Origin of the sequence: Microbacterium hominis NBRC 15708, from assembly GCF_001592125.1 — a bacterium.
Taxonomy (GTDB): domain Bacteria; phylum Actinomycetota; class Actinomycetes; order Actinomycetales; family Microbacteriaceae; genus Microbacterium; species Microbacterium hominis.
In genome coordinates this window covers 248,888-270,553 of sequence record NZ_BCWI01000001.1, presented here as the reverse complement: position 1 = coordinate 270,553, position 21,666 = coordinate 248,888, and the positions used below count along the sequence as shown (strand labels likewise).

Below are 21,666 nucleotides of genomic sequence, written 5' to 3'. Positions count from 1 at the left end.
GGAGACTCCCCCGTGTTCGTCCTCTACCTCGTCCTGTTCCTCGGCGGCATGTACCTCATGGGGTTCGCTTTCAACGTCACCGAGTACGAAGGGCTCGTCTTCATCGGAGGCCTCATGCTGACCTCCCTCGCCGTCGGCCTTCCGTTCGCCCTCGGGGCGATCGAGCGCCGCGGCGAGCCAGAGAAGGATTCCGGCTCCGCGAGGCCCTGACCCCCTCTCCCCCGTCGGCGAAACCGTCGCGTACTCCGCGCGTCACTTTCCGCACCGTCCGCGCAACAGCGCTACCCTGAGAACATCTCCGCTCACAGGAGATTTTCAGAAAGGGCTTCGCCATGACTGCTGAACCGTCCCTCGAGAAGACGGCAACGAACGGCATCCGGACCGCACTGGGTCTGGGTGGTGTGTTGTCGGTCATCCTCGGCATCGTCATCCTCGTCTGGCCCGGCAAGACCGCGATGGTCGTCACCGCGCTCATCGCGGTCTACGCGATCATCGCCGGTCTCGTCTACGCGGGCCTGGGCATCTTCGCCGCCGGGAAGGGCGGCTGGTCGCGGATCGGACACGTGCTGCTCGGTGTCCTGTTCGTCGTCGCCGGCATCGTCGCGTTCACCAACCTCGGTGCGACCGCCGTCACCCTCGCCGCGTTCCTCGGCATCCTCGTCGGCATCATGTGGATCATCGAGGGCGTCGTCGCCTTGTCGACCCTCGACCTGGCCCCGTCGCGCGGCTGGACGATCTTCTACGCGATCATCTCGATCATCGCCGGCGTCACCCTGCTGTTCTCGCCGCTCTGGGGCGCCGTGGTGCTGTGGTGGCTGCTGGGCATCTCGGCCGTCGTGATGGGTGTCATCCAGATCGGACGTGCCTTCTCGTTCGGCAAGTGATCCGATGCAGAAGCGCCCCGCCGACCGAGAGGTCGCGGGGCGCTTCTGCATCGCGGATGCGGTCGGTCAGCCGGCCGGCAGGTGGCGCGCCCACCAGTCGAGCACCGCATCGAAGCGCTCGACGCGGTGTCGCGGTCGACCCGACCGGGTGAGCTCGTGGTTCTCGCCGGGGAAGATCAGCATCTCCGCTTCGGTGCCCTGCCGCTTCAGGGCGGTGTAGTAGCGCGTCGCCTGCTCCAGCGGGCACCGGAAGTCGAGCTCCGAGTGCATCACCAGCGTGGGCGTGCGCACCGCACCGACGACGGCCATCGGACTCTGCCGCGCCATGTCCTCTGGGTCGGTGCCGACGTACTCGTCGCCGAAGAACGAGCCGATGTCGCTCGTTCCCTGGAAGCTGACCGGATCGAGGAACCCGCGCTCGACGATCGCCGCCGCGAACCGGTGATCGTGAGCGATCGTCCACGCGGTCAGATAGCCGCCGTACGAGCCGCCCTGGATACCGACACGGGCACCGTCCAGACGGTCGTCGCCGTCGACCACGCCGTCGAGGAAGTCGAGGACATCGGCGAGGTCGAGCGTGCCCATCGCGCCACGGATGCTGCGTCCGTGCGCGCGGCCGTAGCCCGCACTCCCCCGCGGATTGCAGTACACGACCGCGTAGCCGGCGTCGACGAGAACCTGGGTCTCATCGAAGACGTGTATGCCGTAGGACGCATACGGTCCTCCGTGGATCTGCAGGATGACGGGGAAAGGCCCCTCCCCCGCGGGGACGGCGACCCAGCCGTGCACGGGATAGCCGTCGCGACCGACGATCTCCCGCTCCTCCGGACGCACCACGATGGAGCGCTCCGTCGCGTCTCCGAACGCCGTGAGGGCACCCTCGCCGACGAGCGAAAGCTCGCCGAGGCTTCGCGGCGTCGCGTGGGCGTAGACAATCCGCTCCCCCGCCGCCGCGTGTCCACCGACCTCGACGTCGCCGTCGACGAGCACCGAGACGTCGCCGTCGCGGGTGACACGAAGCAACTCGACACGGCCGCGCGTGCGGTTCTGCACGAGGAACTCGGCACCGATGGGCGTGATGTGCGAACCGACCTCGCCGAGGTCGGTCGCCTCGGGATCGGTGAGTCGACGCGGGACGACCGCCGACACCGGACCGTCGAGGACGTACAGCGCGACGTCGGGGGCGATGAAGTCGATGCCCGACGCACCCGGCCGCGATGCCAGCATCGCGATCGTGCCGTCCGCCGCGACGGCGACCTCGTCGACGGAATAGCCGGCCTCGCGCGCGATCACCTCGACGCTGCCCGAGCCGTCGACGGCGACCGCGATGAGGGGGGTGCGCAGGTCGCGGCGGTCGTGCTCGATCTCGTCGACCACCGTGAGCACGTGGGAACCGTCGGCGGTGAAGACGACGCCGTGGTGCGATGCCGCCCCAGAGGTCAGGGCGACGGCATCCGCTGCGACCCGCTTCGCCTTGGCGCCCGCGTTCTCGCCGTCCGCGGTCGGCGCGGGCGTGTAGAACGGCTCCGCACCGGCATCCGGCGCATCGACGACGAAGACGTGCGACGGACGGTCGCCGATGTAGCCGAGACCGTTCGCGTGCCAGCGCACCCCGGTGATGCGCCGCGGCGACTCCGCATCGGCGGAGCGGCCCTCGACGGTGCCGTAGCGGCCCTGCTCGGGTACGCGGGCGGTGAAGGCGATGCGCGTGCCGTCGGGAGACCAGGCGTACGAGCCGACGCCGCCGCGGGCGTCGGTCGCCTGCACCGGCTCGCCGCCCGTCGCGGGGATGACGAACACCTGTGGAGTGCCGTCGGCGTCGCCGCGGACGAAGGCGATGCGTCCGGCGTCCGGTGACACCTGCGGCTCGGCGTCGGCCGTGCCGCGCGTCAGTCGACGCGGCGCGCCGTCGGGCAGGTCGATCCGCCAGATCTGGCCGACGTTGCGGTCGGCGTCGATGTCGGGGCGCGAGGTCGCGAAGACCGAGAACGCGCCGTCGGGGGCGATGCTCGGGCGACCGACCGTGGTCAGGGAGGTGATGTCGACGGCGCGCATGCTCACTCCCCGCCGAACGAGCTCACGTCTCCGACGAGCCTCGTGTTGTCGGCGGGAACGGGTTCGACGGCGGCCAGAGCGACCTCCGCGGCGAACTCCGACACGTTGTAGAGCTTGCCCGCCGACTCGCGACGGTCGGCGATGGCCCCCGGGTTGGCGCGCTCGAGCAGCGTCGCGGTGATCGTGCCCTCGATCATGTCGCCGGAGACGACCACGAAGTCGATGCCGCGCTCGGCGAGAGCCGGGATCCGCTCACGCAGCGCATCCTCGCCGGCGCGCTTGGACAGGGCGACCGGCTCGTACTCGGGCATGGTCGGCGTCGTGCGGATGAAGTGGGCCTGGTGGCTGGTCACGAAAACGACGCGGGAACCGTCGTGCAGAAGCGGCAGGGCCGCATCGAGCACGTTCAGCTGCGCGTCACGGTTGAGCACGAGCGCGTAGTCCTCGCCCATGCCGCTCTCCATCCCGCCGGAGGCGTTGAGGACGAGCAGATCGAGCTGCCCGAAGGTCTCCTGCACGGCGGTCATCATCGCCTCGACGGAACCCGGGTCGGTGAGGTCGGCCCCCACGACGAGCACCTCGACGCCCAGTTCGCGCAGCTGCGCGGCGAGCTTCTCCGCGCGCGGCGCCTTGTTGCGGAAGTTGATGACGACGTTCGCGCCGCCTTCGGCGAGGTAACGGACCGTGTCGGCGCCGATGCCGCGCGAGGACCCGGTGACGAGCGCCGTCCTTCCGGCGAGCGAACCGGCGGGAATGGGCTGGGACATGATTGCTCCTGCGAAATGACGGATGCCGGGCGGAGTTCGCCGTGGCCTTCTCGACACTATCAACCGGGGCCTCGCGCCGACCGGCGAGCGGCCACCGCAACGGAGAGACCGGGTGTTAGGGTTCGAACAAGAACTCGAAGGGAGCTCGCATGCTGCCCGATCTGACGCAGTATCTGTGGATCGCCTGGCTCGTGCTGGCCGTGATCTTCGTGATCATCGAGTTGCTGACCCTCGAGTTCACCTTCCTCATGCTGGCCGCGGGCTCGCTCATCGGCGGCCTCGGCGTGAACCTCCTCGGCGGCCCCTGGTGGCTGCAGGTGCTCATCGCCGCGGCCGTGTCGGCCCTGCTCCTGTTCACGATCCGCCCGCTCCTGCTGCGCGCACTGCACCGCTCCAGCCAGCCGCACCCGACGAACGTCGACGCGCTCTACGGGATGGGTGCGCGCGTCAGCGCCGCCTTCGTCGACGGGCGCGGATACGTCCGCCTCGACAACGGAGAGCAGTGGACCGCCGAGCTCGCGCCGTCCGCCGCGCCGCTCGGCCCGGGCGACCGTGCCGTGGTCACCGCCGTGCGCGGGGCGACCGTCGAAGTCGCGCCCGCCGCCCCGCTTCCCGCCCCGGGGTCCCCCGCGGCATCCGACTCCCCCGAAAGGAGCACCGACTGATGGTCGACGTCGGAGCATTCGTCGGACAGATCTTCGTGATCGTCCTCCTGGTCGTCGTCGCGATCTTCGTGATCGTGGTCCTCTTCCGGTCCATCCGCATCATTCCCCAGGCCTACTCCGGTGTCGTGGAGCGCCTCGGCCGCTACCAGCGCACCCTCTCCCCCGGCCTGAACCTGCTCGTCCCGTTCATCGACCGCCTGCGCCCGCTCGTGGACATGCGCGAGCAGGTCGTCTCGTTCCCGCCGCAGCCGGTCATCACCGAGGACAACCTCGTGGTCTCGATCGACACGGTCGTCTACTTCCAGGTCACCGACGCACGCGCGGCCACCTACGAGATCGCCAACTACCTGTCGGCGGTGGAGCAGCTCACCACGACGACACTGCGCAACGTCGTCGGCGGGCTGAACCTCGAGCAGGCCCTCACCAGCCGTGACAACATCAACGGCCAGTTGCGCGTCGTGCTCGACGAGGCGACCGGGAAGTGGGGTCTGCGGGTGTCGCGCGTCGAGCTCAAGGCCATCGACCCGCCCCACTCGATCCAGGACTCGATGGAGAAGCAGATGCGCGCCGAGCGGGAGCGCCGCGCGACGATCCTGACCGCCGAGGGCTCGAAGCAGTCTCAGATCCTCGAGGCGGAGGGACGCCGTCAGGCCGCCATCCTCGGGGCGGAGGGCGACAAGCAGGCGGCGATCCTGCGGGCCGAAGGTGAAGCGGCCGCCATCCAGAACGTCTTCTCCGCGATCCACGCCGGACGCCCCGACGACAAGCTGCTGGCGTACCAGTACCTCCAGACGCTGCCGAAGATCAGCAACAGCGCATCGAGCAAGCTCTGGATCATCCCGAGCGAGTTCACCGAAGCGATGAAGGGCCTGGGCGGCGCGTTCGCCGCACGCACCGAGGCGGCCGCGGGTGCATCCGGGCCGACCCCGCCGCCGAGCGCCGCGCCCGCACCGCACACGCCTCCCGTCGACCCGTCGTGACCCACCCCTGGTTCACGGGGACGTCGTCGCCGCGGGTGCTCGCCCACCGCGGGTTCGTTCCCCCGGATGCCGAGGGCATCGTGGAGAACAGCGTCGCCGCGTTCGCGGCGGCCCATGCCGCCGGAGCGGTCTACGTCGAGTCGGACTGTCACCTCACGGCCGACGGCGTCGTGGTCTTCTTCCACGACGACGACCTGCGACGCGTGACCGGCGACCCGCGCGCGATCGCGGCGGTGCACCACGCGGAGCTCGAACGCATCATGGCCGATCGGGGTGGGCTCGCCACCGCGGCGGACACCCTCTCGGCGTTCCCGACGCTGCGCTTCAACCTCGACGTGAAGGCGGCGGCGGCCGCGCGGCCCGTGGGACGCCTCGTCGTCCCCCACGCGGGTCGCGTGCTGCTGACGAGCTTCTCCGACGCGCGTCGCCGTGACGCGCTGGACGCGGCGCGCCACCTCGGCGGCGAGCCCGCCACGTCCGCCGGCCGGGCCACCATCGCGCGTGTCCTGGCGGCGGTGTCCACCGGTTCGGCGCGCCTTGTCGCCCGCGCGCTGCGCGACGTCGACGCGCTCCAGGTTCCGGAGCGCCAGGGTGCGGTGCGCATCGTCACCCCGCGCCTGCTCCGCGCCGCGCACGCGGCGGGCGTCGAGATCCACGTGTGGACGGTCAACGACCGCGACGACATGGACAGGCTGCTCGATCTGGGGGTGGACGGCCTCGTCACCGACCGTGCGGACCTCGCACTTCAGGCGGTCGCCGCGCGGCACTGATCCGGGCTGAGCATCCCCTGTGAAAGGGGGTGGCCGGACGCCCGTTCGGATGATGCACACAGGTGCGCGCGTTATACCTGACACGACGAGAGGACCACACAATGGCAGATCGCAGCCTGCGCGGCATCCGACTCGGCGCCTCCAGCCTACAGAGCGAGGAAGGCGTCGTGTTCCATGAGCGCGCCAACCACACGTATGTCTGCACGCAGTGCGGACGCGAGACCGTGATGACCTTCGCGGCGGACGCCGAGCTTCCCGAGGCCTGGGAGTGCCGCACCTGCGGCGCCGAGGCCGTGCTCCGCGTCGGCGACTCGGTCGTCGAGATCGACCACTCCGGCGACAAGGCTCCCCGCACGCACTGGGACATGCTCCTGGAGCGTCGCACGGTGCCCGAGCTGGAGGAGCTGCTCGAGGAGCGCCTGGCTCTGCTGCGCGCCCGCCGCGGCGCCACGGGCGACGCTCGCCTCAGCGCCTGACGCTCACTCCCCCGTGATGACGCCGGCCCCTTCGGGGGTCGGCGTCTTCGGCGTGCGCGCGCGGCGCCGCGCGACGAGGCCGACCACCGCCAGAGCGAGGACGCTCCCCCACCCGAGGAGGGTCTGCAGGGCCTCGCCGAGCAGGATGCCGGGCGTCAGACCGGTGCGCAGCGGCACGTCGGTGACCATCGCCCCCGGCTCGTCGGCGGGCAGGGCGTCGATCGTGCGCCCGTCCGGACCGATGACCTGACTGGTTCCCACGGTGGAGAGGTTCACGACCGCACGACCGGACTCCACGGCCCTGATCCGCGCGAACGCGAGCTGCTGCAGGTTCTCGTCGGTGCCCCGGAAGTCGGCGTTGTTGGTCTGGAACATGAAGACCTGAGCACCGGCCAGAGCGCCCTCGCGGATCACGTCGTCGTAGATGACGTCGAAGCAGATGGCGAGACCGACGCCCACACCGTCGACGTCGAACATCGGTGTCGACGTGCCCGGCGTGTACTCCCGCTGGATGAGCCCGATGAGATCCGGGGCCAGCATGTCGTAGAACCAGCGATCGGGCACGTACTCCCCGAAGGGCACGGGATGCCGTTTGTCGTACAGGGCGACGGGGTTGTCGGCTCCGTCCTTCCAGAGCATCGACGAGTTGAAGTACTGATCGCCCCGCTGGGTCACGCCGCTCACGAGCAGCGGCGCGCCGATGCGGCCCGCGAGCGCGTCGAGCGCGGCACGCACCGACGTGTTCGACAGGGCGTCGGCGTCGATGCCGCCCTCCGGCCACAGCAGCACGTCGATGTCCTCATCCTCGATCGGCGCCGTCGCCGCCAGCTGAGCCCGCAGGACGTCGTAGGCCGCCCGCTGGTCGAAGTAGCCGGCGGGCCCGTTGCCCTGCACCGCGCCCACGCGGATGCTGCCGGCATCCGTCGTGGGGAAGGCCGGCAGCAGGAACATCACGAGCACCGTGAGCGCCGCCGGCAGCGCGGTGCGCAGATCGCGCAGGCGTCCCAGACGCACGGCCTCGACGGCGGCGGCGCAGGCGAAGACGATCAGGAAGGACAGCCCGCTCATCCCCGTCCACGACGTCACGTCGACCAGGGGAGAGTCGGCCTGGGTGACGGCGATCCGCGTCCAGGGGAACCCTCCGTAGGGGAATGTCCCCTGCAGCTCCTCCCGCGACACCCACAGTCCCGCGACGAGCGCCGGAAGCGCCACCAGACGACCCGCCGTTCCCGGCGCCCACCGCGGAAGCCAGCGGTAGGCCAGGGCGATCGGCACCGCCATCACGGCGGTGAGGACGGACTCGAGGCTCGCGAGCGCGATCCACGGCACCGGACCGAGATAGCGCGCCGTGAAGGAGAAGTTCACGAAGAACAGCCCGGCTCCGAACAGCAGCCCGACCAGGAGCGCACCACGCACGCTGCGTCCGATGAGCCCGACCAGCGCGAGGGGCACGGCCACGAACACCACCGGCCACCACGAGAGGGCGGGGAAGGCGAGCGTCAACAGCAGCCCCGCCGCGGCCGAGGTCACCGCCGCGGCCCACAGCGGCAGAAGCGGCCTCGGGGGCGGCGAGGACGGTCGCGGGCGTCGGGGCACGGAACGAGCCTAAGCGAGCGGGATCAGAACGAGCCGTAAGCGACGATGCCGCGACGAACGGCGTCGAGCGCCGAGCGCGCCGTGGTCGCGATCGGCGGGTCGGCGACCATCGACAGCTGATCGAGCAGATCGATGGTCTGTTTCGTCCAGCGCACGAAATCGCCCGCGGCGAGGTCGGCCTCCTGCAGCACCCGGTCGAGGCTCGCGCCGCGCGCCCACGCGTGCATCGCCGGGGCGAGGCCGGTGGCGACGGGCGCGGACCCGGGAAGGCGATGGTCCTGCTCGAGGTCGTCCAGTCGCGCCCAGAGCTCTTGGGTGGCCGCCAGCGCGTCGCGGAACGCGCCCCGCGGCAGCCCGCGCTCCCCCGGGCCGCTCTCGTCGCGACGCGGCTCGTAGACGAGGCTGCAGGCCAGCGCGGCGAGCCCCGCGGCATCCAGGTCTGCCCAGATGCCGGTGCGCAGCGACTCGGCGACGAGGAGATCGCGCTCGCCGTAGATGCGCTTCATCGTCGCGCCGGCCGCGGTGAGCGTGGTCACGCCGTCGGCGTCCACCGCGACGTAGTCGAGCGCCGCGAGCACGTCGACGACGCGATCGAAGATGCGCGCGACGGTGCCGGTGCGCGCATCGATCTGCTGACGCAGCTTGTCGGTGTGCCGCCGCAGCTTCCAGAACCGCTCCGCCCACCGGGCGTGCTTCTCGCGATCGGGACAGGTCTGGCACGGATGCCGCTTCAGACGCCGTCGCAACGACTCCAGCTGCTCCTGCCGCTGCTGGCGGAGCTTCGGTGAGCTGGACCGGTCGCCCTTGCGCTCCAGATCCGTGAGCTCACGCCGCATCCGCGCGAACTCGGCGAAATCGCCGCGATCGCACGTCATCGCCGCCGTGTACCCGGCGAGCGAGTCCTCGGCCTCCTTCACCTCGCGCGCCAGGCCGACGACCGCGCGGTCGGCCTGGAACTGGGCGAAGGAGGATTCGAGGATCTCCCGCGCGCGGGCGCGCCCGAACTGGTCGATGAGGTTCACGGCCATGTTGTAGGTCGGGCGGAAGCTGGAGTTGAGCGGGTAGGTGCGCCGCGAGGCGAGCGCGGCCACCGCCTGCGGATCGAGGCTCTCGGTCCACTGGATCACGGCGTGACCCTCGACGTCGATGCCACGGCGTCCCGCGCGTCCGGTGAGCTGGGTGTACTCCCCCGAGGTGATCGCGACCCGCGCCTCGCCGTTGAACTTCTCGAGCTTCTCGAGCACAACCGTGCGCGCGGGCATGTTGATGCCGAGGGCGAGGGTCTCGGTCGCGAAGACGACCTTGACGAGCTTGTGCTGGAAGAGCTCCTCGACGATCTCCTTGAAGGCGGGCAGCAGACCCGCGTGGTGGGCGGCGATGCCGCGCTCCAGGTTCTCGCGCCACTCCCAGAAGCCGAGCACGGCCAAGTCCTCGTCGGGAAGCGCGGCCGTGCGCTCGTCAACGATGCGCCGGATCTCGTCGCGTTCGTCACGGTCGGTGAGCCGCACGCCGGCACGTCGGACCTGCTGCACGGCGCCTTCGCACCCCGCGCGGCTGAAGATGAAGAAGATCGCGGGCAGCAGGTTGGCGCGCGCGAGCAGCTCGACGACCTGCGGGCGATCGATGCGCTCGATGCGCTGGGCGTTCGCCGCACGCATGGGGCGCCGCCCGCCGGAGGACGGTCGCTGTCCCGGCGCACGGTCGCCTGCGGACCGCTGACCGTGGGCGCGGTGTCCCTGCGAACGGTGCTCCTGCGAGCGGTGCTCCTGCGCGCGCCGGTTGCTCTCGAACGACGAGCCGCGCACGGACCTCAGGCGCATCAGCTCCTGGTTCACCTGCGCGGTCGCGATGCCGGCGCGGTCGTCGAACAGGGGCAGCAGATCGCCGCGCACGAGAACGTGCTGTTCCAAGGGCACCGGTCGCGTCTCGGACACGATGACGGCGGTGTCCCCCCGCACGGTGTCGAGCCAGTCGCCGAACTCCTCGGCATTCGAGACGGTCGCCGACAGCGACACCAGCCGCACCCGCGCGGGCAGGTGGATGATGACCTCTTCCCACACGGCGCCGCGGAAGCGGTCGGCGAGGTAGTGGACCTCGTCCATCACGACGTACCGCAAGCCGCGCAGCGCCGGCGAGTCGGCGTAGAGCATGTTGCGCAGCACCTCGGTGGTCATCACGACGACGCGCGCGTTCCCGTTGATGTTGGTGTCGCCGGTGAGAAGTCCGACCTCGTCCTCGCCGTAGACCTGCTGCAGCTCGCGGAACTTCTGGTTGGACAGCGCCTTCATCGGGGTCGTGTAGAAGGCCTTGTCGCCCGGCTCGCGCATGGCGAGGTGCACGGCGAACTCTCCGACGATCGTCTTTCCCGCCCCGGTGGGTGCGGCGACGAGCACGCTGCGCCCCTCTTCCAGGGCGTGGCATCCGGCGATCTGGAACGGGTCGAGCTCGAACCTCTGCTCGTCGGCGAAGGCGGCGGTGAGAGGGTGGGCCTGACGCGCCTGCGCCTGTGCGTAGCGAGTGGCGGGATCCGTCACAGCTCGAGACCGAGGGCCTTCTCGCGCTTGGCGCGTCGACGGTCGAACAGGACGGACAGACCGGCGGCCGCGAAGAAGAGGACGGTGAGGATGCCGGCCAGCATCAGCATGCTCACGATGTCGGCGGCCGGTGTCGCGAGCGCCGCGAAGACCGAGGCGACGAGGATGGCCACGCGCCAGCCCTTCAGGATCGCCATGCCGCTCATGACGCCCGCGAGGTTCAGCGCGACGAGGAACACCGGCAGGACGAACGAGACGCCGACGACGAGCAGGAGCTTGAAGACGAAGTCGTAGTAGTACTTCGAGTCATAGATGTTCGAGGCGCCCTCTGGCGTGAAGGACGCCATCAGCTCGACGATGTGGGGCATGATCAGCCACCCGACGAACACTCCCGCGGCGAACAACGGGATCGCCGCGGAGACGAAGCCGATCGTGTAGCGGACCTCCTTGCGCGTGAGGCCGGGGACCAGGAACGCCCACACCTGCCACAGCCACACGGGGGCCGAGATGATGACGCCGACGGCCAGCGAGATCCGCAGCCGCATGTCGAACGGGCCCGTGATGCTCTGGTACATGAGCGTGACGACGTCGGCGTCGCCGCGCTGCTCGGCGACGACGCGGATGGGCTCGGTCATCGCCCAGATGATCGCATCGGTGAAGATCCACGCGACGACCATCCCCACCACGAGCGCGATGATCCCGATGATGAACCGACGGCGCAGTTCCTTGAGGTGCTCGCCCAGCGACATCCGCCGGTCACGGCGCGGACCCTCTTCTTCGGCGATGCGCGCGGAGTCGACCGTGGCCACGAGTGTCAGGGCTTGGTGTCGGTACCGGGTTCCGCCGTCGGGGCGGGGCTGGTGCCGTTGGGTGCGGTCGGCGCGGCGGGCGCGTCCTCTTCCTTCATCGCCTTCATCTCGCCCTTGAAGACACGAGCGGACTGTCCGACGCTCTTGGCCAGAGCCGGGAGCTTCGCCGCCCCGAACAGGAGCAGGATGATGATGACGAGGGCCAGCAGGTGCCAGCCGGTCAAGCCTCCGAGCATGAGGGTCTCCTCGGGTGTGGGGTTGCTGGCCAGTCTACCTGCCGCCCCGACGGATGGGTTCAGCGGTACTGGGCGAGCCCCGCTTCGGCCCACGCGGCGGTCGCGCGGCGCGCGGCATCCGGGGAGACGACCTCGAGGTCGCCGCCGAGCCGCGTCGCGACCCGCTTGAGGCTCCGCGCGTCGCCCACCCGGACGCGGGCCGACCGGATCTCCGCGTCGATCGTGGCCGGGTCGTCCAGCACGACGTAGTCGGCCAGCAGCGGCGCCGCCGACGCGCGATAGCGGACCTCGACCTCGACGTCTCCCGCGGCGCCCTCGAACAGCGCGGGCACCGAGTCTTCGCCGTGGGTGCTCGCGATGTCGGTCAGACGTACGTCGGAGACGCGGTCGAGATGGAAGGTGCGCATCGCCTGGCGCAGATGGCACCATCCCTGCAGGTACCACTGTCCTCCCGCGATGTGCACCTTGACCGGGTCGACCGTGCGGGTCGTGGGCGCGGCATCGGGAGCCTGGTACGAGAAGGCCACGGCGACGTGCTCGCGGAGAGCCTGCGCGACGGTCAGGCGCACGTCGTCGACCGTGTCGGGGGCGACGATGACATCGGCCGGCACGCCCGACGCGCCCCGTGCGAGCTTGGCGAGCAGGCCCTGGACGACGCCGCTGTCGCCGACGCCGGGCAGGGTCGCCGCGACACGCAGCCCGGCCAGCAGCGCGGCCGCCTCCGGTGCGGTCAGCCGTGGGGTGCGCTCCAGACCCACCGTGTTCGTGATCACGATGAGGTCCTGTTCGTCCAGGAGGTCCCAGTCGATGTCGAACAGGTCGTTGGCCATCTGCCAGAAGCCGCCGTCGCCGGGCAGGCCGATCACGGTGAGCTTCTCGACCATCCCGCGCATCTGCTCGACGGTCACGTCGAATTCGTCGGCGGCCTCGGTGAGCGACACCTCGCCCTTCCCGATCAGGTAGGGCACGAGCTGCAGGATGAGCGCCGCCCGATCGGTCGCCAGCAGCGGCTTGCGACGACGGCTCATGATCCCGCCCCCTCGTCGGTCGCGGCGTCCGGGCCGGCGTGCAGCCGGAGCGTGCGCTCGAGTCGTGCGATGACCTGATCGCGCAGCGCGGCCGGCTCGACCACGCGCACCTCCGGGCCGTAGGAGGCGAGCTCGTCGGCGAGGATGTGGACGTCCACGTACGGCACCCGGATCCCCTGTTCGGCATCCGTCGCGCGGCGGGTCAGACGCAGGGCGGCCTCGGTGCCAGGCGCGATCTCGAGCAGCGCCTGCTGACGGGCCGCGAGGGCCTCGAGACCGGCCAGCGCGCGCTCACCGGCGCCCTCGCGCAGCGCGAGGTCGAAGCCGGCGCGGGTGATCGCGACATCCGACACGATGCGCGACAGCAGGAAGGTGCGCACGTCGTCCTGCGCGAGGTCGAACCCGTACACGTGCCAGCGCGCCTCGTACTCGACGAGGGCGTACGGCTGCACGCGGCGCACCCGTGCGGTCTCGTCGCCGGCCTTGAGGTAGGCGAACTCGACGACGCGCCCCTGCTCGATCGCCCGCTGCAGCGGCCCGAACGAGGCCTCCCGCAGGTTGACGCGCGGCGAGTATCCGATGGTCGGCGCGTCGACCTCGATGCCGAGCGCGCGGATCTTGCGCAGACCGCTGCGCGCATCGGCCGACATGGAGCTCTCGCTCCACACGCCGCCGGCGAGGTTCAGGACGGCGAGCTCGGCGGGGGTGAACTCGATGTCGGCGGGCAGCTCGTACTCGGCCGTCGGGATGCGGTAGCGCGCCTCGCGGAGATCGTCCGGGTCGGCGTAGTCGCCGATCGTCTCGACCGGGATGCCGAGCGAGCGCAGGTTCTCCTTGTCGCGCTCGAACATCTTCTCGAGCGCATCCTTGGACGCGCCGGCGCTGCTCTGCTCGCGGTAGCCCGCGACGGAGGCGAGGATGGTGTCTTTCGTGAGCCCCTGCTCGGTCGCCATGAGGGCGACGACGAGGTTGACCAGACGCTCCTCGGGCGCGCTGCGGACGGTCTCGGTGGGCACCCGACAATCTTAGGCGTCGCCTGTGCGCCGGCGGCGCTGCCGCGCGGTCGCGGTCGTCAGCTCGTCGCGGGCGTGTCGACGCCGAGGATGTCGATGACGAACACGAGCGTCGATCCTGCGGGGATCGAGCCGCTCGCCGTGTCGCCGTATCCGAGCGCCGGCGGGATCACGACGAGGATCTGCGACCCGACCGTCTGGCCGTCGAGCGCCTGAGCGAAGCCGGGCACCACCGCGTCGAGGGTGACGGCCGCCGAGGCGCCGTTCTCCCACGTCGAGTCGAAGACCTTGCGATCGGCCCACGTGACGCCGGTGTAGTTGATGCGGATGCTGTCGGTTCCGCCGACGGCCGGGCCGTCGCCCTTCTTCAGCACCTCGACCGCGAGATCGGTGGGCGGGGCCGTGTCGGGGATGATGACGCCGGGTGTGCCGTCGGGCGCGAGCACGACCGACGGCATGCCGCGGCGGTCGTTGTACTGCGGGACACCGTCGGCGGCGGCGAGGTACACCTTCTGGAGGTCGATCGCGACGACGATCGCATCGCTGCCGCTGAGGCCCCAGCCCTGAGCCGCGGCGTCGGAGAGGTCACTGGCCGGCACGGCCCCGACGATCCGCGAGCCCTCCGTCGCGCACATCATCATGTCCGCGAAGCCGGCGTACTGCTCGCGCCACTTCGACAGCGGGGTGACCTGCGTGCCGGAGGTCAGGATCTTCTGCCCGGTCGAGCCGCTCATGATCGTGATGGCGAACTGCACGTCCTGCATGTCGGAGGTCACGCGCTGGCCCGAACCCACGGTCTCGTCGACGGCGACGGTGTGATCGACGTAGACGGGAGCGCTCAGGGTCACCTCGGGGGTGCCTTCGGCGCCGGAGACGCTCACGGTGTCGAGCACGCCGGACGGGTCGGCCCCACGGTGGCACGCGGCGGCCGATGGGGATGCGGACGCGCACCCGACCAGGGTCAGGACGGAGAGGCCGACGACGGCGAGGGCAGCAGGGATCCGGCGCACCGGATCAGTCTACGTCGTCCGCGGCCCGCTCCCCCGCGCCGTCGGGGCCGGTGTCCGCGTCGGCGCCGGCGGTGGCCTGTCGCGCCCCGTCGGCGGCGCGCTGCGCCTCGCGCACCCGCTTGCGGAGGTTCTTGTCGGTGATCTCGCGGTCGCCGACCGCACCGGGGGTCCACGCCTCGACATCCGCGTCGGCATAGCTCGGCTTCTTGAGCGCACGCTTGCGCACGTCGGGCGGCATCGCTCCGGGCGCCAGACGGCGCGCCGTGATGAGGAAGCCGGTGTGCGCCACCATCCGATGGTCGGGGCGCACGGCGAGACCTTCCACGTGCCAGCCGCGCACCATCGTCTCGGTGGCCTCGGGGTCGGTGAACAGGCCCGTGCCGCGGATGTACTCGGCGACGCGGCTGAGCTGGGTGGCGGTGGCCACGTAGCACAGCACGACACCGCCGGGCGTGAGGGCGTCGGCGACCGCGTCGATGCACTCCCAGGGCGCCAGCATGTCGAGGACGACACGGTCGACGGATGCCGCGTCCACCGCGCCGGGCAGCTCCGCGACGAGGTCGCCGACCACGACCTCCCAGGCCTCGGGCGCATGGCCGAAGAAGGTCTCGACGTTGGCGCGGGCCACCTCGGCGAACTCCTCGCGACGCTCGAAGGAGACCAGGCGGCCGGCCGATCCGATCGTGCGCAGGAGCCACATCGACAGCGCGCCCGAGCCGACGCCCGCCTCCACGACGGTGGCGCCCGGGAAGATGTCGGCGGAGGCGAGGATCTGCGCCGCATCCTTCGGATAGACGATCGCCGCGCCGCGCGGCATGGACATGACGAAGTCGCGCAGCAGCGGGCGCAGCGCCAGGTACTCGTGGCCGCCCGAGTTGGTCACGACCGATCCGTCGGGCTGGCCGATCAGCTGCGCGTGCTTGAGGACGCCGTGATGCGTGTGCAGCTCGCCGCCCTCGCGGAGCGTCACGGTGTGCAGACGCCCCTTCGGGCCGGTCAGCTGCACCCGGTCGCCCAGCCGGAACGGCCCGCTCGGTCGGAGGTCGACGAGGGGGGTGGGCGTTGTCATGTGCGATCTCCTGTGCGGTGTGCCGCGTACACGGCGGCGATGTCATCGGGCGTCCGCTCGGCGAGCGTCGACCAGAGGGTGTGGGCGCCGGCACCCACCAGCGAGACCATCAGCGGGACCCCGATGGTGGTGACCCCGGCGGCGACCGCGGCGCGCACCCCCGTCGGCGAGTCCTCGATCGCCACGACCTCCGACGGATCGACGCCGAGCGCCCGGCAGGCCTGCAGGTAGGCGTCGGGGTAGGGCTTGGGGCGGGTGACGTCGTCGCCGGCGACGATCAGCTCGAAGGTGTCGCCGAAGGGCGCCACCACCTGCTCCGCCATCGACCGCAGTGACATCGTCACGAGGGCGCACCGCACCCCGGCCGAACGCAGAGCGCTCAGCAGGTCGGCCGCGCCCGGCCGCAGGGGGTTGCCGCGCTCGGCCAGCATCCGGGTGACCTCGGCGGTGAGGTGGTCGACGATGTCGCGGACCGACATCCGCACGCCGGCCTCCTGCAGGATCGCTCCCGACGTCTCGAGGCCCTGCCCCACCAGCGTCAGCGCCTGCTCGTGGGTCCAGGTGCCGCCGAAGCTCTCGACGAGCGCGGTCTCCGCCTCCATCCAGTACGGCTCGGTGTCGACGAGGGTGCCGTCCATGTCCCACAGGACGGCGACGGGAAGGGCGGGGCTCACCGGACCATGCTACCGACGCGCTCCGCGGCGTCCCGCCGGCACCGCGCGTCGCGCGCGGGCGCCGCCCTGTCGCCGGTCGCGACGCGTATCGTTGAGGGATCGATTCACCGTGCGAGAGGGGCGGAGTGGACGAACTCGGAAACCGCGTATTGGTCGTGGCCTTCGACGGATGGAACGACGCGGGCGAGGCCGCTTCCGCCGCCGCGGCGCACATCCGCGAGTCGGGCGCCTACCGCGAGGTCTTCTCGGTCGACCCGGAGCTCTACTTCGACTACCAGTACACGCGACCGCAGCTCAAGGTGGAAGCCGACGGCTCGCGCACCCTCAGCTGGCCCGACGCGACCGTGTGGCGGCCGCTGCATCCCGCCGAGGGCACACGGCTGTGGGTGCTCTCCGGTGTCGAGCCCGCCCGCGCCTGGCAGTCGTTCGCGGCCGAGCTGATCGACGCCGCCCTCAGCGAGGACATCACGGGCATCGTGGCGCTCGGCTCGATGATGTCGGATGTGCCCCACACCCGCCCGATCTCGGTGTTCGCGGGAAGCGACAACGAGAAGCTGCGCGCCGCGCTGGGACTGGAGAAGCCGACGTACGAGGGGCCGGCCGGCATCCTCACCGTGCTCTCCGCGGCCGCCGAGGCGGCCGGCATCCCGACCGCGGCCCTGTGGGCGAGCGTCCCGCACTACGTCGCCGGCCACACGCCGTCACCGAAGGCCACGCTCGCGCTGCTCGATCGCGTCATGGCGCTGACCGGAGCGGTGGTCGCCCGCGGCGACCTGCCCGCCGAGGCCCTCGCCTGGGAGGCGTCGATCGATGCCGCGGCGGCGGACGACGAGGAGATGACCGAGTACATCCACCAGCTGGAGCAGACCCGCGACACCTGGGACTCCCCCGAAGCGTCCGGAGACGCCATCGCGCAGGAGTTCGAGCGCTATCTGCGCCGCGGCGGAAGCGGCGAGGGCCCCGGCAAACCCGGTCGCGACGACCCCCGCCGCTCCTGATCAGTACGCCTGCAGCACTCCGAAGCTCAGCAGCACGATCAGCACGAGTCCGAGCGCCACGCGGTAGAGCACGAACGGCAGGAAGCTGCCGCGCTTGAGGTAGCGCATCAGGAACGCGATCACCGCGAGGCCCACACCGAACGCGACGACCGTGGCGACGCCCGTCTCGAGCATGTTGTACACCTGGTCGCCCGGGTCTTTGATGGCCTGCACCAGCTCGTAGAGGCCGCTGCCGAACACGGCCGGCACCGCGAGCAGGAACGCGACCTCCGCCGCGGCCGGACGGGTGTAGCCCAGGGCCAGGCCCATCGTCGTCGTCGCACCGGAGCGCGAGACACCCGGGACGAGGGCGAGCATCTGCGCCAGGCCCAGAGCGAGGCCGTGCCCGTAGGTCAGGTCCTTCTCGGTGCGGGTGCGGCGCCCCAACGCGTCGGCGGCGCCGAGCAGGAGACCGAAGACGATCAGCACGATCGCGACCAGCCAGAGGTTGCGGAACGTGTTGCGGATGGACTCCTGGAACAGGTATCCGGCGATGCCGATCGGGATCGTGCCGATGATGACGATCCACCCCATGCGAGCGTCGGGGTCGTTGCGCGGCACGCGGCCGGTCAGCGACTTCGCCCACTGGGAGATGATCCGCACGATCTTGCCCCAGAAGTAGACGAGCACCGCGAGCTCGGTGCCGATCTGGGTGATGGCGGTGAAGGTCGCGCCGGGGTCTTCGGCGGACGGGAGGAACTCGCCCATGATGCGCAGGTGGGCACTGGAGGAGACGGGGAGAAACTCGGTGAGTCCCTGGACCAGGCCCAGGATGATCGCCTCGAACAGGTGCATGGGGGCCCTTTCAGTACGTGCGGATCAGATCGGTGAGCACGCGTTGCCCGAAGACCAACGCGTCGATGGGGACGCGTTCGTCCACACCGTGGAACATACCGGTGAAATCGAGATCCGTGGGAAGCCGCAGCGGCGCGAACCCGTATCCGGCGATGCCGAGCTCGGCGAGAGCCTTGTTGTCGGTGCCGCCGCCCATCAGGTAGGGCAGCACCGGAACCCCCGGATCGTGCCGCTCGAGCGCCCCGACCATCGCCTCCACGAGCTCTCCGCGGAAGGGCACCTCGAGCCCGATGTCGCGATGCGAGATCTCGACCTCGATGTCGTCGCCCACGATGCGCTGGATCTCCGCGAGCACCCGCTCCTCCTGGCCCGGGAGCGTGCGCACGTCGATCGTCGCGACCGCGGCATCCGGGATGACGTTGTGCTTGTACCCCGCGACGAGACCCGTGGGGTTCGTCGTCGTGCGGAAGGTGGAACGCAGGAAACCGGATGCCGCGCCGGTCGCGTCCGCCACGGCATCCGGATCGGCGGGGTCGACGCCACACAGGGCCGCGAGACCGTCGACGGTCTGGCGCGTGGTGGCGGTGAGCTCGAGCGGCCAGACCGACCGGCCGAGGGCGGCGACGGCCTCGGACAGCCGCGTCACGGCGTTGTCCGGGTGGAAGCGGCTGCCGTGGCCGGCGGTGCCGCGAGCGCGCAGCCGGAGCCACACGAGGGCCTTCTCCCCCACCTGCAGCAGATAGGCGCGCTGCTCGCCCACCGGGATCGAGTAGCCGCCGACCTCGCTGATGGCCTCCGTGGCGCCGTCGAACCAGTGCGGCCGATCTCGCACGACCAGCTGCGAGCCCTCCACCCCGCCGTTCTCCTCGTCGGCGAAGAACGTGAGGATGAGGTCGCGCTCCGGCTGCTCCCCCGCTCTCAGGAGCTCGGCGACAGAGGTGAGGATCATCGCGTCCATGTCCTTCATGTCGACGGCACCGCGCCCCCACAGCATCCCGTCCCTGATCACGCCGCCGAACGGGTCGACGCTCCAGTCGTCGGCGACGGCGGGGACCACGTCGAGGTGGCCGTGCAGGACGAGGGCGGGCTTGTCGCGATTGCGTCCCGGCACCCGCACGCTGAGGTTGGTGCGGCGCGGGATGGGCTCGTAGTACTCCGGGCGGAGTCCGAGACCTTCGAGGTAGGCCCCGACGTACTCCGCGGCCTCGCGTTCGCCGTGCGAGCGCCCCTCGCCGAAGTTGGTGGTGTCGAAGCGGATCAGATCGCGCGCGACGGCGACGACCTCGGGCAGCTCGGTCTCAGGCAGCTCGGATGCGGACATGCTCACCACGGTACTGCGATCAGGAGGGGGCCTCCGCGCGGTGACACACGACGACACGGGACCTCGCCCCGACATCCATCGGGGCAAAAGAAAAAGGCCCCTGACGGGACCTTCTTCTCTCTGTGCGCGAGGGGGGACTTGAACCCCCACGCCCTATACGGGCACTAGCACCTCAAGCTAGCGCGTCTACCTATTCCGCCACCCGCGCAGGTGGTTTTCGGTTTCGCAACCGAAGATCGACAGTACCAGATCCGACGCCAGACGTGGAATCGAGGTCGCGCTCAGCCCGCCGACACGCCGAACAGCAGACCGAGCAGGTAGGTCACGGCGGCCGCTCCGAACCCGATCGCGAGCTGGCGGAGCCCGCGACGCAGCGGCGGCGCGCCCGACAGCAGCCCGACCATCGCGCCCGTCGCGGTGAGCGCCGTGCCGACCAGCAGCAGCGCGACGGCGACCGCGGGCAGGCCGCTCAACCCGAAGATCCACGGCAGCACGGGGATGATCGCACCGGACGCGAAGAAGAGGAAGCTCGACCCGGCGGCCCCCAGCGCGCTGCCCACGACCTCGTGGTCGGCCCCGGCAGCCCGCGGCAGACGGTAGGGCTCGCCACGGTCCGCGGCGTGCGCCGTCTCGACGACGCGGCGTGCGAGATCGTGCGCCTCCTGCTCGTCCATGCCGCGGGTGCGATAGACGAGAGCGAGCTCGTTGGCGTCGAGGTCGAGATCTGGGAGCACGTGATCGGCGTATCCGCTGGGCTCGGTCGCATCGAGCAGCTCGCGCTGCGAGCGCACCGAGACGTACTCGCCGGCGCCCATCGACAGCGCTCCCGCGAGAAGTCCCGCGATCCCGCTGAACAGCACGAACTGCGCGCCGACGCCGGTCGCCCCGATGCCCATCACGAGGGCGAGGTTCGAGACGAGTCCGTCGTTGGCGCCGAAGACGGCGGCGCGGAAGGTGCCGGACAGCCGGCGTCGCCCGCGCGCCGCGAGCCCACGGACCACCTCGCGGTGGATCTTCTCGTCGGCGACCATCCGCGCGGTGGCGAACGGCTCGCTGTCGTAGGGCGATCGTCCCTCCGCATTCTGGGCGAGGGCGAGCACGAAGATCGACCCGAATCGGCGGGCCATCCACCCGAGCACGCGCGAGCCGAACCCGGGCGCGGGAAGGCGGACGGGCTCCCCGCCCAGCAGCTCGAGCCAGTGCGCCTCGTGGCGTCCTTCCGCCTCGGCGAGCGCGAGCAGGATCTCACGCTCCTCCCCCTCGCGCCGTGCGGCCAAGGCGCGATAGACCTGCGCCTCGGCACGCTCGTCGGCGAGATAGCGCGCCCAGCGGCGCCGGTCTCTCTGCGTGGGTTTCGGGGTCGGGCTCACGGGGCTTCACGGTACCGTCGACGGCGGCGGCGCCGACCGCTCACGCCGGTATTGTCAGGATTTCGGATCTCCGAAGCACCGGCGAGCGCAGCCCTCAGCCCCCGCTCACCGCGGCGCATGACCAGACGGTGCGCGGCGACGAACGCGGGGCGCAGCACGGGAGCGGCGAGGCGCATCCATCGCCGCGTGAGCTCGACCCGCCAGATCCAGGTGAGCGCGGCGCCGTCTGCGGGCGGTCCCGGCCGCGCCGCGATGGCGAGCCGCCCGATGCCGACCAGATCGCCCGTGCTGGTCGCGGCCAGCAGGTGCGGGGGTCGCACCTCCGTGACCGTCAGGGCGACCCTCAGACGGTAGCCCCAGGGACTGCGCACCTCCAGATGCCGCACGTCTCCGACGGCGGGAGCGCGCGCCCCGGGCACGATCCGCACGGACGGCCACCACGGCACCTCGCCCGAGACGAGACTCTGCTCGCACAGCGCCCAGCACCGCTCGACGGATGCCGGGACCACCCATCGCGACGTGAAGTCGTAGCCGCGGCGCATGGGCGCGAGTGTACGCGCGCCGGTGTCGGCGTTGT

The 21,666-nt window shown here is 71.0% G+C and carries 22 protein-coding genes and 1 tRNA gene; 7 read left to right on the top strand and 16 right to left on the bottom strand.

Annotated features, from left to right (window positions below; translation table 11 throughout):
• Positions 1-12: 12 nt before the first annotated feature.
• Entirely contained in the window at positions 13-210 is a 198-nt protein-coding gene (locus MHO01S_RS01335; RefSeq protein WP_060958640.1) for a hypothetical protein, read from the top strand.
• Between the two features lie 122 nt (positions 211-332).
• Positions 333-884, top strand: a complete 552-nt coding sequence (locus tag MHO01S_RS01330; protein WP_060958641.1) for an HdeD family acid-resistance protein — start codon at positions 333-335, stop codon at positions 882-884.
• 66 nt (positions 885-950) lie between these two features.
• Here the strand turns inward: MHO01S_RS01330 and MHO01S_RS01325 are convergent, their stop codons facing one another.
• Positions 951-2,939: a S9 family peptidase gene (locus MHO01S_RS01325; RefSeq protein ID WP_060958642.1), complete on the bottom strand. Its 1,989-nt coding sequence runs from the start codon at positions 2,937-2,939 to the stop codon at positions 951-953.
• A 2-nt stretch (positions 2,940-2,941) separates the two neighbouring features.
• On the bottom strand, positions 2,942-3,706 hold the full coding sequence (locus tag MHO01S_RS01320; protein WP_060958643.1) for an SDR family oxidoreductase: 765 nt from the start codon (positions 3,704-3,706) through the stop codon (positions 2,942-2,944).
• 149 nt (positions 3,707-3,855) lie between these two features.
• On the opposite strand from MHO01S_RS01320, the gene MHO01S_RS01315 reads away from it, so the two are divergent.
• The 4 genes from MHO01S_RS01315 (at position 3,856) to MHO01S_RS01300 (ending at position 6,597) form a co-directional block, all read left to right on the top strand.
• A complete protein-coding gene (locus MHO01S_RS01315; protein ID WP_060958644.1) occupies positions 3,856-4,371 on the top strand; it encodes an NfeD family protein in 516 nt (171 codons plus the stop codon).
• Positions 4,371-5,351, top strand: coding sequence for an SPFH domain-containing protein (locus MHO01S_RS01310; protein WP_061781737.1), 981 nt, complete (start codon positions 4,371-4,373; stop codon positions 5,349-5,351). Before MHO01S_RS01315 ends, MHO01S_RS01310 begins: the two co-directional genes overlap by 1 nt.
• Complete coding sequence (locus MHO01S_RS01305; RefSeq protein WP_061781736.1) at positions 5,348-6,121, top strand: glycerophosphodiester phosphodiesterase family protein; 774 nt, start codon at positions 5,348-5,350, stop codon at positions 6,119-6,121. Before MHO01S_RS01310 ends, MHO01S_RS01305 begins: the two co-directional genes overlap by 4 nt.
• 101 nt (positions 6,122-6,222) lie before the next feature.
• Positions 6,223-6,597 (top strand): RNA polymerase-binding protein RbpA, encoded by a 375-nt coding sequence (locus MHO01S_RS01300; RefSeq protein ID WP_060958647.1) that lies wholly within the window; start codon positions 6,223-6,225, stop codon positions 6,595-6,597.
• A gap of 3 nt (positions 6,598-6,600) precedes the next feature.
• Here the strand turns inward: MHO01S_RS01300 and lnt are convergent, their stop codons facing one another.
• From lnt to MHO01S_RS01255, 9 genes are all read right to left on the bottom strand, one after another.
• On the bottom strand, positions 6,601-8,193 hold the full coding sequence (gene lnt, locus MHO01S_RS01295) for an apolipoprotein N-acyltransferase (RefSeq protein WP_060958648.1): 1,593 nt from the start codon (positions 8,191-8,193) through the stop codon (positions 6,601-6,603).
• A gap of 23 nt (positions 8,194-8,216) precedes the next feature.
• Entirely contained in the window at positions 8,217-10,727 is a 2,511-nt protein-coding gene (locus MHO01S_RS01290; protein WP_060958649.1) for a DEAD/DEAH box helicase, read from the bottom strand.
• The gene (tatC, locus tag MHO01S_RS01285; RefSeq protein ID WP_060958853.1) at positions 10,724-11,476 is read right to left on the bottom strand and encodes a twin-arginine translocase subunit TatC; all 753 of its coding nucleotides are present in this window, start codon (positions 11,474-11,476) and stop codon (positions 10,724-10,726) included. The genes MHO01S_RS01290 and tatC overlap by 4 nt, the downstream gene beginning before the upstream one ends.
• 65 nt (positions 11,477-11,541) lie before the next feature.
• The gene (locus MHO01S_RS01280; protein WP_060958650.1) at positions 11,542-11,772 is read right to left on the bottom strand and encodes a twin-arginine translocase TatA/TatE family subunit; all 231 of its coding nucleotides are present in this window, start codon (positions 11,770-11,772) and stop codon (positions 11,542-11,544) included.
• Between the two features lie 59 nt (positions 11,773-11,831).
• The gene (locus tag MHO01S_RS01275) at positions 11,832-12,800 is read right to left on the bottom strand and encodes a helix-turn-helix transcriptional regulator (RefSeq protein WP_061781735.1); all 969 of its coding nucleotides are present in this window, start codon (positions 12,798-12,800) and stop codon (positions 11,832-11,834) included.
• Positions 12,797-13,816 (bottom strand): helix-turn-helix transcriptional regulator, encoded by a 1,020-nt coding sequence (locus MHO01S_RS01270; protein WP_060958652.1) that lies wholly within the window; start codon positions 13,814-13,816, stop codon positions 12,797-12,799. Before MHO01S_RS01270 ends, MHO01S_RS01275 begins: the two co-directional genes overlap by 4 nt.
• A gap of 56 nt (positions 13,817-13,872) precedes the next feature.
• The gene (locus MHO01S_RS01265) at positions 13,873-14,823 is read right to left on the bottom strand and encodes an FKBP-type peptidyl-prolyl cis-trans isomerase (RefSeq protein WP_061781734.1); all 951 of its coding nucleotides are present in this window, start codon (positions 14,821-14,823) and stop codon (positions 13,873-13,875) included.
• Positions 14,824-14,827: 4 nt separating this feature from the next.
• Positions 14,828-15,892: a tRNA (adenine-N1)-methyltransferase gene (locus tag MHO01S_RS01260; protein WP_060958654.1), complete on the bottom strand. Its 1,065-nt coding sequence runs from the start codon at positions 15,890-15,892 to the stop codon at positions 14,828-14,830.
• The gene (locus MHO01S_RS01255) at positions 15,889-16,566 is read right to left on the bottom strand and encodes an HAD family hydrolase (RefSeq protein WP_082734064.1); all 678 of its coding nucleotides are present in this window, start codon (positions 16,564-16,566) and stop codon (positions 15,889-15,891) included. Before MHO01S_RS01255 ends, MHO01S_RS01260 begins: the two co-directional genes overlap by 4 nt.
• A gap of 125 nt (positions 16,567-16,691) precedes the next feature.
• On the opposite strand from MHO01S_RS01255, the gene MHO01S_RS01250 reads away from it, so the two are divergent.
• On the top strand, positions 16,692-17,564 hold the full coding sequence (locus tag MHO01S_RS01250) for a PAC2 family protein (RefSeq protein WP_061781733.1): 873 nt from the start codon (positions 16,692-16,694) through the stop codon (positions 17,562-17,564).
• Here MHO01S_RS01250 and MHO01S_RS01245 read toward each other — a convergent pair whose 3' ends face one another.
• The 5 genes from MHO01S_RS01245 to MHO01S_RS01225 all read right to left on the bottom strand — a co-directional run bounded on the left by MHO01S_RS01245 (position 17,565) and on the right by MHO01S_RS01225 (position 21,631).
• Positions 17,565-18,398, bottom strand: a complete 834-nt coding sequence (locus tag MHO01S_RS01245; RefSeq protein WP_060958656.1) for an undecaprenyl-diphosphate phosphatase — start codon at positions 18,396-18,398, stop codon at positions 17,565-17,567. It abuts the gene before it with no gap.
• Positions 18,399-18,408: 10 nt separating this feature from the next.
• Positions 18,409-19,719, bottom strand: a complete 1,311-nt coding sequence (locus MHO01S_RS01240; RefSeq protein ID WP_174524647.1) for a M20/M25/M40 family metallo-hydrolase — start codon at positions 19,717-19,719, stop codon at positions 18,409-18,411.
• A gap of 123 nt (positions 19,720-19,842) precedes the next feature.
• Positions 19,843-19,927, bottom strand: a tRNA-Leu gene (locus tag MHO01S_RS01235).
• 73 nt (positions 19,928-20,000) lie between these two features.
• On the bottom strand, positions 20,001-21,089 hold the full coding sequence (locus MHO01S_RS01230; protein WP_060958657.1) for a VIT1/CCC1 transporter family protein: 1,089 nt from the start codon (positions 21,087-21,089) through the stop codon (positions 20,001-20,003).
• Positions 21,086-21,631, bottom strand: coding sequence for an SRPBCC family protein (locus tag MHO01S_RS01225; RefSeq protein WP_060958658.1), 546 nt, complete (start codon positions 21,629-21,631; stop codon positions 21,086-21,088). Before MHO01S_RS01225 ends, MHO01S_RS01230 begins: the two co-directional genes overlap by 4 nt.
• Positions 21,632-21,666 lie beyond the last annotated feature (35 nt).